This window comes from Pseudomonas sp. COW5 (assembly GCF_026240005.1).
In the GTDB taxonomy this organism is placed as follows: Bacteria; Pseudomonadota; Gammaproteobacteria; order Pseudomonadales; family Pseudomonadaceae; genus Aquipseudomonas; species Aquipseudomonas kribbensis.
Map to the genome: position 1 here is coordinate 4,394,383 of NZ_JAPHVP010000001.1, position 14,292 is coordinate 4,408,674.

The 14,292-nt window shown below is 60.9% G+C and carries 11 protein-coding genes; 7 read left to right on the plus strand and 4 right to left on the minus strand.

Annotation, left to right across the window (positions count from 1 at the left end; all coding sequences use genetic code 11):
- The first annotated feature begins 49 nt into the window (after window positions 1-49).
- A complete protein-coding gene (locus tag OQ248_RS20045; RefSeq protein ID WP_085713126.1) occupies window positions 50-538 on the plus strand; it encodes an SRPBCC family protein in 489 nt (162 codons plus the stop codon).
- The gene (locus tag OQ248_RS20050; RefSeq protein WP_265813742.1) at window positions 531-1,355 is read left to right on the plus strand and encodes an aminoglycoside phosphotransferase family protein; all 825 of its coding nucleotides are present in this window, start codon (window positions 531-533) and stop codon (window positions 1,353-1,355) included. The genes OQ248_RS20045 and OQ248_RS20050 overlap by 8 nt, the downstream gene beginning before the upstream one ends.
- A 280-nt stretch (window positions 1,356-1,635) precedes the next feature.
- On the opposite strand, the gene acnA is transcribed toward OQ248_RS20050, so the two are convergent.
- The gene (gene acnA / locus OQ248_RS20055) at window positions 1,636-4,377 is read right to left on the minus strand and encodes an aconitate hydratase AcnA (protein ID WP_265813743.1); all 2,742 of its coding nucleotides are present in this window, start codon (window positions 4,375-4,377) and stop codon (window positions 1,636-1,638) included.
- Window positions 4,378-4,598: 221 nt separating this feature from the next.
- On the opposite strand from acnA, the gene rlmM reads away from it, so the two are divergent.
- Window positions 4,599-5,672 carry a 23S rRNA (cytidine(2498)-2'-O)-methyltransferase RlmM gene (gene rlmM, locus OQ248_RS20060; protein ID WP_265813744.1) on the plus strand — a complete coding sequence of 358 codons (1,074 nt, stop codon included), beginning with the start codon at window positions 4,599-4,601 and terminating at the stop codon, window positions 5,670-5,672.
- Window positions 5,673-5,737: 65 nt separating this feature from the next.
- Window positions 5,738-5,989, plus strand: coding sequence for a sulfurtransferase TusA (gene tusA / locus OQ248_RS20065; RefSeq protein ID WP_011335204.1), 252 nt, complete (start codon window positions 5,738-5,740; stop codon window positions 5,987-5,989).
- Between the two features lie 49 nt (window positions 5,990-6,038).
- On the opposite strand, the gene OQ248_RS20070 is transcribed toward tusA, so the two are convergent.
- The gene (locus tag OQ248_RS20070) at window positions 6,039-7,448 is read right to left on the minus strand and encodes an MATE family efflux transporter (protein ID WP_085733475.1); all 1,410 of its coding nucleotides are present in this window, start codon (window positions 7,446-7,448) and stop codon (window positions 6,039-6,041) included.
- Window positions 7,449-7,607: 159 nt separating this feature from the next.
- Between OQ248_RS20070 and pdxB the strand changes: the two genes are divergently transcribed.
- On the plus strand, window positions 7,608-8,750 hold the full coding sequence (gene pdxB / locus OQ248_RS20075) for a 4-phosphoerythronate dehydrogenase PdxB (protein WP_265813745.1): 1,143 nt from the start codon (window positions 7,608-7,610) through the stop codon (window positions 8,748-8,750).
- Window positions 8,751-8,807: 57 nt separating this feature from the next.
- On the opposite strand, the gene OQ248_RS20080 is transcribed toward pdxB, so the two are convergent.
- A complete protein-coding gene (locus OQ248_RS20080) occupies window positions 8,808-8,987 on the minus strand; it encodes a PA1571 family protein (RefSeq protein WP_065260694.1) in 180 nt (59 codons plus the stop codon).
- A 258-nt stretch (window positions 8,988-9,245) separates the two neighbouring features.
- Here OQ248_RS20080 and OQ248_RS20085 point away from each other — a divergent pair, with 258 nt between their 5' ends.
- Together OQ248_RS20085 and OQ248_RS20090 are read left to right on the plus strand one after the other, a co-directional pair.
- Window positions 9,246-11,021 carry an ABC transporter transmembrane domain-containing protein gene (locus tag OQ248_RS20085; RefSeq protein ID WP_265813746.1) on the plus strand — a complete coding sequence of 592 codons (1,776 nt, stop codon included), beginning with the start codon at window positions 9,246-9,248 and terminating at the stop codon, window positions 11,019-11,021.
- A 65-nt stretch (window positions 11,022-11,086) separates the two neighbouring features.
- On the plus strand, window positions 11,087-12,112 hold the full coding sequence (locus OQ248_RS20090) for a Fic family protein (protein WP_265813747.1): 1,026 nt from the start codon (window positions 11,087-11,089) through the stop codon (window positions 12,110-12,112).
- Window positions 12,113-12,189: 77 nt separating this feature from the next.
- Here the strand turns inward: OQ248_RS20090 and OQ248_RS20095 are convergent, their stop codons facing one another.
- Window positions 12,190-14,118 (minus strand): transglycosylase SLT domain-containing protein, encoded by a 1,929-nt coding sequence (locus OQ248_RS20095; RefSeq protein ID WP_248741238.1) that lies wholly within the window; start codon window positions 14,116-14,118, stop codon window positions 12,190-12,192.
- Between the last annotated feature and the right edge of the window lie 174 nt (window positions 14,119-14,292).

The window sequence follows — 14,292 nt, forward strand, 5'->3', positions numbered from 1 at the left end:
ATTGGACATGTGGTCATACAAGCCTACTGTTCAAAACAGGAGGTGACGTATGAAACCAGTACCCAACAGCTTTGAACGTAAAATCATGCTTCGCTCGCCGCGCTCCCATGTCTGGCGTGCGCTGGTCGATGCCGAGGCGTTTGGCCAGTGGTTTGGCGTGGCTCTGGAAGGCCGGCGGTTTATCGCCGGCGAGTGGACCCAGGGGCAGGTCACGTACCCCGGTTATGAACATGTGCTCTGGAATGTGCTGGTGGAGCGGGTCGAGCCCCAGCAGTTGTTTTCCTTCCGCTGGCATCCCTATGCCGTTAACCCGAAGATCGACTACTCCCAGGAACCGACCACGCTGGTCAAATTCGAGCTGCAGGACTATGAAAACGGCACGCTGCTGAAGGTTTCCGAGTCAGGTTTCGCGCATATTCCCGATGTGCGTCAGAAAGAGGCGTATTACATGGACAGCCGTGGCTGGGAGGAGCAATTGAGCCGGCTCGAACACTTTCTGGCCGAGACCGACAGGGCACGCGAGCGTGAAGGTGGCTGATAACGAGTGGTTTGACCCGTGGTTGAAACGTTGGGCGCTGGTGCCCGACGGTGCTCCGATCATCACGCCGGGCAGCAAGCTGTTGCCGGTGCGTCAGGGCGACGTACCGGCGATGCTGAAAGTCGCGGTCGACGACGAGGAAAAGTACGGCAACTTGCTGATGACCTTGTGGGATGGCGATGGCGCCGCCCGGGTGCTCGCTCATCACGAGGAAGGCCTGTTGCTGGAGCGGGCCATGGGCCGGCGTTCGTTGATGCACATGGCGCTCAATGGCGAGGATGACGAGGCCACCCGGATCATGTGCAAGGCACTCGCGAGGCTACATGCACCGCGCCCTGCGAAGCCACCAACACTGGTGGAGCTGGCGCCTTGGTTTGCCTCGCTGCGAGTGGCCGCCGCCCGATACGGCGGCCACTATTCTGTTTGCCTGCAAATGGCTGAAACCTTGCTCGCCGAGCCCCGGGATGTCGTTGTGCTGCACGGCGACATGCATCACGACAACGTCCTTGATTTCGGCCCGCGTGGCTGGCTGGCCATTGACCCGAAACGGGTGCGGGGCGAGCGTGGTTATGACTACGCCAACCTGATCTGCAATCCGGAACTGCCGACGGCTGCCGAACCTGAACGCTTTCAACGGCAAGTCGATGTGATCTGTGAAACGGCGGGACTTGAGCGAAAACGCCTTCTGCAATGGGTACTGGCGTTTGCCGGACTGTCTGCCGCGTGGTTCATGGAGGATGACGAGCAGAAAGCCGCCGCCGGACAGCTGAAAGTCGCGGATCTGGCGGCTGCTGCACTCAATGCCCGACACGTCTAAGGGTTTTCGGAAGGGGCGCTATGGCGAATGTCTTACACGCGCTGGTAGCTTTTTCGACTATTGCCGATTGGATCCACAGCGTAATCTAGCCTCATCAACTGAAGCACAGGGAGTGTTTCAGGATCATGGATGATCGACCATATGCAAGGATCGCTGCCGACAGGGAGTCGATAATGGTCTTGGGAAAAACCCGCTTCGGCGGGTTTTTTTTCGTCTGCAGAAAAGTGTCGCCCCTAAGCAGAAACACCGCCGATTGGCGGTGTTTCTGCATCTGCAGGTCTTACGAGGCGATCAGCTGTCGCAACACGTAATGCAGGATCCCGCCGGACTTGAAGTACTCCACTTCGTTCAAGGTATCGATGCGGCAGAGCACTTCGATCTTCTCCTGACGTCCGTCTTCCCGGGTGATCACCAATGTCAGGTTCATGCGTGGCGTCAGCTCGACACCGGTCAAACCCTGAATATCCAGGGTTTCCTTGCCGGTGAGGTTCAGGCTCTTGCGGTTCTGATCGAGCTTGAACTGCAGCGGCAGTACGCCCATGCCCACCAGATTGGAGCGGTGGATGCGCTCGAAGCTTTCGGCGATCACCGCTTTCACGCCCAGCAGATTGGTGCCCTTGGCCGCCCAGTCACGGCTGGAACCGGTGCCGTATTCTTGCCCGGCAATTACCACCAGCGGCGTGCCCGAGGCCTGATAACGCATGGCCGCGTCGTAGATCGCCAGTTTTTCGCCAGTCGGAATGTAGATCGTGTTGCCACCTTCTTCCCCGCCGAGCATTTCATTGCGGATACGGATGTTGGCGAAGGTGCCGCGCATCATCACTTCGTGGTTGCCCCGGCGCGAGCCGTAGGAGTTGAAGTCCCGTGGCTCCACACCTTTTTCCCGCAGATAACGCCCGGCCGGACTGTCCGCCTTGATGTTGCCGGCGGGGGAGATGTGGTCAGTGGTCACCGAATCGCCCAACAGTGCCAGCACCCGTGCGCTTTTCACATCGGTGATCACCGGCAAGGGCCCGGCAATGTCATCGAAAAACGGCGGGTGCTGGATGTAGGTCGAATCGTCCTGCCAGACATAGGTGGCGGCTTGCGGCACTTCGATGGCTTGCCACTGTTCGTCGCCGGCAAACACCTCGGCGTATTCCTTGTGGAACATCGCCGTGTTGACCTGATTCACCGCGTCGGCGATTTCCTTGCTGCTAGGCCAGATATCCCTCAGGTAGACAGGTTTGCCTTGCTTGTCTTCACCCAGCGGTTCACTGCTGATGTCCGTGCGCACCGTGCCGGCCAGGGCGTAGGCGACGACCAGCGGTGGCGAGGCCAGCCAGTTGGTTTTCACCAGCGGATGCACCCGGCCTTCGAAGTTGCGGTTACCGGACAGCACCGACGCCACGGTCAGGTCGGCTTTCTGGATGGCTTTTTCGATGGGTTCCGGCAGCGGTCCGGAGTTGCCGATGCAAGTCGTGCAGCCATAGCCCACCAACGAAAACCCGAGTTGATCGAGATACTGAGTCAGTCCGGCAGCCTTGTAATAGTCAGTGACGACTTTGGAGCCGGGTGCCAGTGAGCTTTTCACCCACGGTTTGCGGGTCAGGCCTTTCTCCACGGCTTTTTTCGCCAGCAGACCGGCAGCCATCATCACGCTCGGGTTGGAGGTGTTGGTGCAGGACGTGATCGCGGCAATCACCACGGCACCGTTTTTCAAGCGATAGGTGTGGCCGTCGTACTCATAATCGGTTTCGCCGACCAGATCGGCATTGCCCACCGCGACACCGCCGCCGCCCTCGCTTTCCAGGCGTCCTTCGTCCTTGCTGACGGGTTTGAACTGCAAGTCGAGGAAGTCGCTGAACGCCTGGCCGACATTCGGCAGCGAGACGCGGTCCTGCGGGCGTTTCGGCCCGGCGAGGCTGGCTTCGACGCTGCCCATGTCCAGCGCCAGGCTGTCGGTGAACACCGGCTCCTGACCCGGTTGGCGCCACAGGCCCTGGGCCTTGGTGTAAGCCTCGACCAGTTTCACCACTTCAGTCGGACGACCGGACAGGCGCAGATATTCCAGCGTCACGTCATCCACCGGGAAGAAACCGCAGGTCGCGCCATATTCCGGGGCCATGTTGGCGATGGTCGCGCGGTCGGCCAGCGGCAGGTCGGCGAGGCCGTCACCGTAGAACTCGACGAATTTGCCGACCACGCCTTTCTTGCGCAGCATCTGGGTCACGGTCAGCACCAGGTCTGTTGCAGTGATTCCTTCCTTGAGCTTGCCGGTGAGTTTGAAGCCGATCACCTCGGGAATCAGCATCGATACCGGTTGTCCGAGCATCGCCGCTTCGGCTTCGATACCGCCGACGCCCCAGCCGAGTACGCCGAGGCCGTTGATCATGGTGGTGTGGGAGTCAGTGCCGACCAGCGTGTCGGGGAAGGCATAGGTGCGGCCGTCTTCGTCCTTGGTCCACACCGTGCGTCCGAGGTATTCGAGGTTGACCTGGTGGCAGATCCCGGTGCCCGGCGGCACCACGCTGAAGTTGTCGAAGGCGCTCTGGCCCCAACGCAGGAAGGCGTAGCGTTCGCCGTTGCGCTGCATTTCGATGTCGACGTTCTGTTCGAACGCGCTGGCGCTGGCGAATTTGTCGACCATCACCGAGTGGTCGATCACCAGATCCACCGGAGACAGCGGGTTGATTCGCTGCGGATCGCCTCCGGCCTTGGCCATGGCGGCGCGCATCGCGGCCAGATCGACCACGGCGGGGACGCCGGTAAAGTCCTGCATCAGCACGCGGGCAGGGCGGTACTGGATTTCCCGGTCGGAGCGGCGCTCCTTGAGCCACGCGGCAATCGCCTTGAGATCGGCGCCGGTGACGGTTTTTTCATCCTCCCAGCGCAGCAGGTTTTCCAGCAGGACTTTCAGCGACATCGGCAGCTTGTCGATATTGCCCAGGCTTTTGGCAGCATCCGGCAAGCTGAAATAGTGGTAAGTCTTGTCGTCGACTTTCAGGGTTTTAAGGGATTTCAGACTATCGAGGGACGGCATTACGATCACTCCTTTGAGTCCGCACGGCTACGGACTGAGGGGACGGGCAGAGCTATCAACGTAGCCCTGTTTTCAGTAGCTGGCTAATAACTGGACTCTATGGGCAAGTCCAAGGTTCCGACATCGGCTATCATGCGCCGGTTTTCGTGACAGGCTTTGCTTTGACGCAAGCCTGGACATCGCGCAGGGGATGAATGACCGCCCTCTGCCCAGGAGTAAGAATGAACACCCTATTCATGCATTGCCGGCCGGGCTTCGAAGGCGAAGTCTGTTCGGAGATTTCCGACCTCGCCGCCCAACTGAACGTGGCTGGCTACGCCAAGGCCAAACCGGCGACCGCTTGCGCCGAGTTCGTCTGCACCGAAGAAGACGGCGCCGAGCGCCTGATGCGTGGCCAGCGTTTTGCCGAGCTGATCTTCCCGCGCCAATGGGCGCGCGGGGTTTTCATCGATCTGCCGGAAACCGACCGCATCAGCGTGATCCTCGCGCACATGGCCGAATTCCCGGTGTGCGGCAGCCTGTGGCTGGAAGTCGTCGACACCAACGACGGCAAGGAACTGTCGAATTTCTGCAAGAAGTTCGAAGGCCCGCTGCGCAAGGCGCTGACCGGCGCCGGCAAACTGGTGGACGACGCCGACAAGCCGCGCCTGCTGCTGACCTTCAAGAGCGGTCGCGAGGTGTTTCTCGGCCTGGCCGATGCCGGTAACTCGGCGATGTGGCCGATGGGCATTCCGCGTTTGAAGTTTCCTCGCGAAGCGCCGAGCCGTTCGACTCTGAAGCTGGAAGAGGCGTGGCACCACTTTATCCCCCGGGATCAGTGGGAAGATCGCCTGCACAGCGACATGACCGGCGTCGACCTCGGCGCGGCGCCGGGGGGCTGGACCTGGCAACTGGTCAATCGCGGCATGCTGGTGACGGCCATCGACAACGGCCCGATGGCCGAAAGCCTGATGGACACCGGTCTGGTGCAGCACTTGATGGCCGACGGTTTCACCTTCAAACCCAAGCAACCGGTGGACTGGATGGTCTGCGACATCGTCGAGAAACCGGCGCGCAACGCCGCGATGCTCGAAGAATGGATCGGCGAGGGGCATTGCCGGGAAGCGGTGGTCAACCTCAAGTTGCCGATGAAGCAGCGTTACGCCGAAGTGAAGCGTCTGCTCGAACGTATCGCCGATGGTTTCAAGGCACGCGGGATCAAAGTCGACATCGGCTGCAAGCAGCTGTACCACGACCGCGAGGAAGTGACCTGCCATCTGCGCCGCCATGACGTGAAGAAAGCCAAAGCCCGCTGAGCGCGTGACAGGTGACCGAACACCCGGCATTGGGCGACAATGCCGGCCAGTTTCAGGAGTGAATCATGAGTGAAATGATCAATACGCCGGTCGACGGCACCCTCGACGCCACGGGCCTCAATTGCCCGGAGCCGGTGATGATGCTGCACCAGCACATCCGTGACCTGGTGCCCGGCGGCCTGCTCAAGGTGATCGCCACCGACCCGTCGACCCGCCGCGACATCCCCAAGTTCTGCGTGTTTCTCGACCATGAACTGGTGGGGCAGCACGAAGAAGCCGGTACCTATCTGTACTGGATTCGCAAGAAGTCCGGCTGATCGGAAGGCAAAAAAAGACCTGCATGTGCAGGTCTTTTTTTATGGCCGGTCAGCCCATCGAGCGGCTGATGCGAATGCGTTTGCGTGCGCTGCGCGTCAGGCGGATCGACAGCATCAGCGCCGCACAGCTCAGGCCGACGATCAAGCCTTCCCACAAACCGCTCGGGCCGCGTGGCTCGCCGAACCAGTCGGTCAGGCCGAGGGCGTAACCCACCGGCAGGCCGATGCCCCAGTAGGCGAACAGGGTCAGGATCATCGTCACCCGCGTGTCCTGATAACCGCGCAGGGCGCCAGCGGCGGTTACCTGGATCGCGTCGGAGAACTGGAACAGCGCCGAATACACGATCAGCATCGCGGCGATGTGAATCACCATCGGGTCCGAGGTGTAGATCGCTGCAATGTGTTCGCGCATCAGCAGCATCATGCTCGCCGACAGGCAGGCGTAGGCCAGCGCAGTGCCCATGCCGACACCCGCCGCGAAACGCGCTTCACGGGGTTCTTCACGGCCCAGGGCCTGGCCGACCCGCACGGTCACGGCCATGCCCAATGAATACGGAATCATGAACACCAGCGAGCTGACGTTCAGCGCAATCTGGTGCCCCGCCACCACCGTGGCGCCGAGGCTGCCGATCAGCAGCGCGATCACCGCGAAGATGCTCGACTCGGCAAACACCGCGATGCCAATCGGCAGGCCGATGGCCAGCAGACGCTTGATCACCGCCCATTGCGGCCAGTCGAAACGGCTGAACAGTTCGCTCGACTTGTAGGCCGGCGCCCAGCGCTCATAACCGGCCAGACCCAGCGCCATGACCCACATCACGATTGCCGTGGCCCAGCCGCAACCGACGCCGCCCATGGCCGGCACGCCGAAGTGGCCGTAAATGAACACGTAGTTCAGCGGAATGTTCAGCGCCAGGCCGCACAGGCCCAACACCATCGCCGGCCGGGTGCGACCGAGGCCGTCACTGGTGCAGCGCAGCACATGGTAGAAGGCAACCGCCGGCAGACCGCTGGCGATGCCGTGCAGGTACTGCATGCACGGGCCGATCAGCTCCGGATCGACCTTCATCAGGTGCAGGATCGGTTCGGCGCAGAACAGCAGGGTGGTTGCCATCAGTCCGACCACCAGCGCCAGCCACAAAGCCTGGCGCACGATCGGGCCGATCTCGCTGTGAGTGCCGGCGCCGAAGCGCTGGGCGACTTTCGGCGTGGTGGCGAGCAGGGTGCCGGTCATCAGCAGAAACACCGGCACCCAGATCGAGTTGCCCAGTGCCACGGCCGCCAGATCCTTTGGCCCGACGCGCCCGGCCATCACCGCATCGACGAAGCCCATGGCGGTGGTTGCCAGCTGCGCGATCATGATCGGCAGGGCCAGGCCGAGCAGATTTTTCAGCTCCAGGCGAACCCGGGCAGGGCGGTTGAGGGAAACGGCGTCAGGGCGTTCGGTTACGGAATTCACAGGAAAAGCGTCCACAGGGGTTGATGCGCAAGGCCGGGCATTCTACGCCGCTGACGTTATGGTCAGGAAAAATCCTCTGTTGCGGATTTGTAATCAACAGCCGGCTGGCTCATCGCAGTCCCAGCGCCTACACTGCCGATCCGCCCAAGGAGCCCCGCCATGCTGATTGTTGCCGACGAAAATATCCCGCTGCTCGATGCCTTTTTTGCCGGTTTCGGCGAGATCCGCCGGGTGCCGGGCCGTTCCATTGACCGGGCCACGGTCGAACAGGCCGACGTGTTGCTGGTGCGCTCGGTGACCAACGTCAACCGCGCGTTGCTCGAAGGCAGCCAGGTGCGTTTTGTCGGCACCTGCACCATCGGCACCGATCATCTGGATCTCGAATACTTCAACGAAGCCGGCATCACCTGGTCCAGCGCGCCGGGCTGCAATGCCCGGGGTGTGGTGGATTATGTGCTGGGCAGCCTGATGACCCTGGCTGAAATCGAAGGTGTCGATCTGAGTGAACGCACCTACGGCGTGATCGGCGCCGGTGAAGTGGGCGGTCGCTTGATCAAGGTGCTGAAAGGGCTGGGCTGGAACGTGAAAGTCTGCGATCCGCCGCGTCAGGCGGCCGAGGGCGGCGACTATGTCAGCCTGGAGCAGATCATCCAGCAGTGCGACGTGATCAGCCTGCATACGCCGCTGACCCGCAGCGGTGAAGGCGCGACCTGGCACTTGTTCGACGAGCCACGTTTGCAGCAACTCAAGCCCGGCGCCTGGCTGATCAATGCCGCCCGTGGCCCGGTGGTGGATAACGCCGCGTTGCGCGAAGTGCTGCTGGAGCGTGAAGACCTGCAAGCGGTTCTCGATGTGTGGGAAGCCGAGCCTGAAGTCGGTGTCGCCTTGGCCGAACTCTGTGTGCTGGCGACCCCGCATATTGCCGGTTACAGCCTCGATGGCAAGCAACGCGGCACGGCGCAGATCTATCAGGCTTACTGCGAATTCATCGGCCAACCGGCCAGCATTCAGCTTGGCGATCTGTTGCCGGCACCGTGGTTGTCGGAAGTTTCCCTGCATGCCGACAGCGATCCGGCCTGGGCCCTGGCGATGTTGTGCCGTGGCGTGTATGACCCGCGCCGGGACGATGCGGATTTCCGTCGCACCCTGTTGGGTAGCGTTGGCGAGCAACGTGCAGCGTTCGATGTGTTGCGCAAGCAGTATCCGGTACGGCGCGAGATTGAAGGGCTGAAGGTGCGGATTGACGGTGACTCGCCGGCCCTGCGTCAAATCGTGTCGGCGCTGGGGGCGGTGGCCGTTTAAACACCGGACAGAAAAAACCCGGCCTGCAGGGGCCGGGTCAGGAAGACGGTGGCTACATCACTTTTGTTCGGCAGGCTTGACCAATCGCTTCTCCAGTTCGCGGCAAGCGTTCTGGATCATGTCTTCAGTGATTGGCACTTCACGCCCATCCTTATCGATAATCGAGCAACCCAGAGGTTGGCCGGGCTTGGTGCGGATCACTTGAATCTTGTCGTCGCTGCTGTGTTGCAAGGACATGGCCTGTCTCCTCATCAGGTTGTGTAAGCACAATAAAACCGTCAGGTGACCAGGCTGTGACAACTCCCTTCGATCTTTCCGGAACGGTATCTTCACTCAAGCAGAATTGACCGTTCGTCTCAACCCGGACATTAGACCGATAGCATCTAGGGGGTAGTCTGGCCGGTCATAATTAACCTGACTCATTGTGATTTGCAGAGTTCCACCCCATTGAATGTCCAGGCTGGCCCCATTAATCAGCACACGACGTGAACCTGAATGATCCCGATGCTCTCCTCGCGACACCGCCGGGCCCTGCGCCTGACCAGTCATTTTCTCGCTCCTTATCGCTGGCAGGCCTTCGGCGCACTGCTCGCGCTGATCGTCACGGCCGGCATAACCTTGTCGATGGGGCAGGGCATCAAGTTGCTGGTCGATCAGGGTTTCATGACCCAGTCGCCCCATCTGCTCAACCAGTCCATTGGCCTGTTCATGCTCTTGGTGCTGGGGCTCGCGGTCGGCACTTTTGCCCGGTTCTATCTGGTGTCATGGATCGGCGAGCGGGTGGTGGCGGACATCCGTCGGCAGGTTTTCAACCATCTGGTGTACTTGCATCCCGGGTTCTACGAGGACAACCGCAGTTCGGAAATCCAGTCGCGCCTGACCGCTGACACGACGTTGCTGCAATCGGTGATCGGTTCGTCGCTGTCGCTGTTCCTGCGCAATCTGCTGATGGTCATTGGCGGCGTCGTGCTGCTGTTCATCACCAACGCCAAACTCACCAGTATCGTGGTGATCGCGCTGCCGCTGGTGATTGCGCCGATCCTGATTTTCGGACGCCGCGTACGTAACCTCTCGCGGCTGAGTCAGGACCGGATCGCCGACATTGGCAGCTATGTCTCGGAAACCCTTGGCCAGATCAAGACCGTTCAGGCCTACAACCATCAGGTGCAAGACGAACAACGCTTCGCCGGCACCGTCGAGCAGGCGTTCGAGACCGCGCGCAAACGGATTTTCCAGCGGGCCTGGCTGATCACGCTGGTGATCGTGCTGGTCCTCGGCGCCGTCGCGGTAATGTTGTGGGTCGGCGGCATGGACGTGATTGCCGGACGAATTTCTGCCGGTGAACTGGCGGCGTTCGTGTTCTACAGCCTGATCGTCGGCAGTGCGTTTGGCACGTTGAGCGAAGTGATCGGCGAACTGCAGCGTGCTGCCGGTGCTGCCGAGCGCATTGCCGAACTGCTGCGTTCCGAGAACATTATCCAGCCGCCGAAAGACGGACTGGTGACCTTGCCGGAGCGGATCAAAGGCGAGCTGGCGTTGCAGGACGTGCGCTTTTCCTACCCTTCGCGTCCCGAAAGCTTTGCCGTTGACGGCTTGAGTCTGACGGTCAACGCGGGCGAAACCCTCGCGCTGGTCGGGCCGTCCGGTGCGGGCAAGTCCACGGTGTATGACTTGTTGCTGCGTTTCTATGATCCGCGCGAAGGGCAAATCCTGATCGATGGCGTGCCGCTGACGAGTCTTGATCCCCTGGACTTGCGCCGCTGTTTTGCGCTGGTTTCGCAGACTCCGGCGCTGTTCTTCGGCAGCGTCGAAGAAAACATTCGCTACGGTTGCCCGACCGCCACGCTGGAGCAGGTGCAGGAAGCCGCGAAAATCGCCCACGCCCACGACTTCATCGAGCAAATGCCCGACGGCTACCAGACCCATCTGGGCGACGGTGGTCTCGGCCTGTCAGGCGGCCAACGTCAGCGCCTGGCTATCGCCCGGGCGTTGCTGGTCGACGCACCGATCCTGCTGCTGGACGAAGCCACCAGCGCCCTCGACGCCCAGAGCGAACACCTGATCCAGCAGGCCCTGCCCAGCCTGATGCAAAACCGCACCACGCTGGTGATCGCCCACCGCCTGGCCACGGTGAAAAACGCCGACCGGATTGCGGTGATGGACCAGGGCAAACTGGTGGCGATCGGCACGCATCAGGAGCTGATCGCGAGCAATCCGCTGTATGCGCGGTTGGCGGCATTGCAGTTCAGTGATGGGCAGAAAGCTCATTGATTAAGGCTGCCGAGCTCGATGGCATCGGGCATTATGGCGACCATTGAGACGCATCTGGAAAGGATATGAGCCGCTACCAACCCCCATTGACCCTGACGCCTCGAATGCTTGCGTTGATCGCAGAGATCAGTGAGCAGATCGGTCAGCTTTCGGCTGCTGACAGTGGGCGACAGACACCTCAGTTGCGTCGTGGCAATCGTATTAGAACGATCCAGGCTTCTCTAGCCATTGAAAACAATACTCTCAGCGTCGAACAGGTAACTGCTGTGTTGGCCGGGCAAAGGGTGCTGGGTTTGCCTCGGGAAATTCAGGAAGTGCGCAATGCTTTTGCGGCATATGAGTGCTTGACTGACTGGAAGCCCGGTAATCGTTCTGACTTGCTGCGTGCTCACGAACTGTTGATGCATGGGTTGATTGACGACTTTGGTCGCTTTCGTCGAGCGGGTGTCGGCATCTATCGAGGCGAACAACTGGTCCACATGGCACCGCCGCCAAGCAGGATTGCCCATTTGGTCGACGACTTGCTGGCGTGGCTCGAGGCTTCGGACTGGCATCCGTTGATTACCAGTTGTGTCTTTCACTACGAGTTTGAATTCATCCATCCATTTGCCGATGGCAATGGTCGAATGGGACGGCTATGGCAGACGTTGATCCTCAGTCAATGGCGACCGGTGTTGGCGTATCTGCCTGTCGAGGCGGTGATTCGCGAGCAGCAGGATGATTATTACGCAGCGTTGTCGGCTGCTGACCGAATGGCGGAATCAACGCCGTTCGTTGAGTACATGCTGAATGCACTGAACCTGGCGTTGCGCGAGGCTATTGAAAATGAGCCTTCTACCGACCCAGTAACCGACCCAGTAACCGACCCAGTAGGGAAGCTCTTGCGCGTCCTTCGCGGTCGCTCGCTCAGAATCAGTGAGTTGATGGCTGAAATGGACTTGGCGCATAAGGCAACCTTTCGGGCCAACTACCTTAACCCTGCGTTGGCCGGTGGAATGATTGAAATGACCGACCCTGAAACGCCAAGAAGTCCCACGCAAAAGTATCGATTGACCGACCTGGGCAGCGTGACGGTTTCAAGACTGACGTGAAGACGGTTCTGCAGGCGCAATAAAAATGCCCGCATCTCTCGATGCGGGCATTTTTGTTTACGGCGATCTTTGCACGATCACTGATCGTCAAAGTACCGCTCATGCCAGTCCACCAGCGGCTGCGGCGAGTTGAGTTTCTGGCCGTAGATCACCGAGTAAGACAGCACGTTCTGCACGTACTGGCGGGTTTCGTCGAACGGGATGCTTTCGACCCACACGTCAAAGCTCAGGTGGTCGGCACCGCGCAGCCACTGGCGCACGCGGCCGGGGCCGGCGTTGTAGGCGGCGGAGGCGAGCACACGGTTGCCGTTGAACTGGCTGTGCACCTGGCTCAGGTAGGCGGCGCCGAGCTGGATATTCTTGTCCGGATCGAGCACCTGCTGTGGCGAGGCCAGCGGAATGCTGAACTTGCGCGCGGTTTCCTTGGCGGTGCCGGGCATCAGCTGCATCAGGCCGCTGGCGCCGACGCCGGAGCGGGCGTCGTCCATGAAAGCGCTTTCCTGACGAGTGATGGCGAACACCCAGCTCGAGTGCAGGCCGCGGACCTTGGCTTCACGCACGAGGGTGTCGCGGTGGGCCATCGGGAAGCGGATGTCCAGGTCGTCCCAGTATTGCGCCTGGCTGATGGTGCGGATTGCCGGGAAATACCATTTCAGGTCGTAAGCCAGTTTGGCCTGGGCGACCATCTCGTCGCGGTTGAAGTGACGGCTGACGTGGTACCACTCGCGACGCCCGTCGACGATCTGCCCGCGGGCGTGGAATTCCAGCGCGCGGCGAACGCCGGGTGTGTTACGCACCTTGTTGATGGTGGCCTGGCTGAGCACCAGCGGTTTGTTGACCAGCGAATAAGGCAGCTGCGAGCGATCGGCAGCCAGGAAACCGTAGAAATCCCGCTCCCGTGCGAGGCTCTTGTACAACGTCTGTGCTTCAGGGTTCTGCGGTTGTGCCAGTTCCAGGCTGCGGGCCTGCCAGTAACGCCAGCGATTGGTGGTGGCCAGATCCTGCGGCAGTCGGCGGGTCAACTGATAGGCGTCGTCCCAGCGCGCCAGACGCAACAGCAGGCGCAGGCGCCATTCGGACACGGTGTTGTCGCGCAGTTCCGGGTCATATTTGGTCATCACATCCAGCGCGCGGCTGTCGAAACGACGGGCCAGGGTCAGGCCGATTTCCCGGGCGATCGCGACTTTTTCATCGCGGGAAAAATGCATGCTGCTGGCGTAGCCGTCGAGCAGATCCATGGCCTTGTCCGGATCCTGACGGGCCAGGCGGCGCAGGCCGAGGCTGACGATGTCCGACATCGGTTCATCGGCCGGGGTGAAGCGCGATGGCTGGTTGAGCAGTTCAGGTTTCTGCGCCACATCCACCAGCAGACGCCCGCGTGGGGACAGTGTGGTCAGGCCGTTGACCAGGCTGTTGGCCAGTGGATAGTTACGCGCCTGGGCAGCGAGTTTGGTGCGTTCCCAGCGTTTTTGCTCGGTCAACTGGCCGTCGGCGGCCCAGATCCCGAACAGCGCGTCACACGCGGCGGGTTGCGATTTACCGGTCAGCCACAGTTTGTCGGCATTGGCGTAACCCTCGGCCTTGTGGCCGCTGCTGATCTGGTACTGCGCGTTCAGGCAATCCAGTTCGGTGAAATTGAGTTTCGGGTCGTAATACTTGACGAAGGTCGCCCAGTCGCCACGGTCGGCGAGCCAGCGCAACCAGCGCAGCTTCATCCAGTTGGCCTGGGGCAGGTCACCGTGTTCGGCGAGGAATTTTTCGATTTCCGCGTTGCTGGCGGTCTTCAGGCGGGCGGTCAGCTCGTCGTAGGCCAGGTACGGCTCCAGCGGATAATCGGCGAGGGCCTGGCTGTAACGAAAATACGGGCCGGTATCGCCCTTGGCCAGGGCGCGCTTGGCCTCATCGTAATACTGGCGCTGGGTGGACAGGTCCACCGCCTGGGCGGATTGAGCAGCAGCGGCGGTGAGTAGCAAACAGGACAAAACACTGAGAAGGCGACTGCGCATGAGACATCCGGGCAGAGAAATCATGACAAGTGCCAGCGTGGGCGGCACTGAATTGTCTGTAGCTTAGCCTTTTGCCAGCAGACGGCGAAAGCTTTGCGGCCCTTGCGGCACAAGTTCGCAACAAATGTTGTGCAGAGTACGTCAGCGGCGAAATTGCCGGCCTGTTCGGCCCTC

Coding starts and splice junctions, on each gene's coding strand:
- OQ248_RS20045 (WP_085713126.1), top strand. CDS start 50: ATGAAACCAGTACCCAACAGCTTTGAACGTAAAATCATGCTTCGCTCG.
- acnA (WP_265813743.1), bottom strand. CDS start 4,377: ATGCCGTCCCTCGATAGTCTGAAATCCCTTAAAACCCTGAAAGTCGAC.
- rlmM (WP_265813744.1), top strand. CDS start 4,599: ATGAACACCCTATTCATGCATTGCCGGCCGGGCTTCGAAGGCGAAGTC.
- tusA (WP_011335204.1), top strand. CDS start 5,738: ATGAGTGAAATGATCAATACGCCGGTCGACGGCACCCTCGACGCCACG.
- pdxB (WP_265813745.1), top strand. CDS start 7,608: ATGCTGATTGTTGCCGACGAAAATATCCCGCTGCTCGATGCCTTTTTT.
- OQ248_RS20080 (WP_065260694.1), bottom strand. CDS start 8,987: ATGTCCTTGCAACACAGCAGCGACGACAAGATTCAAGTGATCCGCACC.
- OQ248_RS20085 (WP_265813746.1), top strand. CDS start 9,246: ATGATCCCGATGCTCTCCTCGCGACACCGCCGGGCCCTGCGCCTGACC.
- OQ248_RS20090 (WP_265813747.1), top strand. CDS start 11,087: ATGAGCCGCTACCAACCCCCATTGACCCTGACGCCTCGAATGCTTGCG.
- OQ248_RS20095 (WP_248741238.1), bottom strand. CDS start 14,118: ATGCGCAGTCGCCTTCTCAGTGTTTTGTCCTGTTTGCTACTCACCGCC.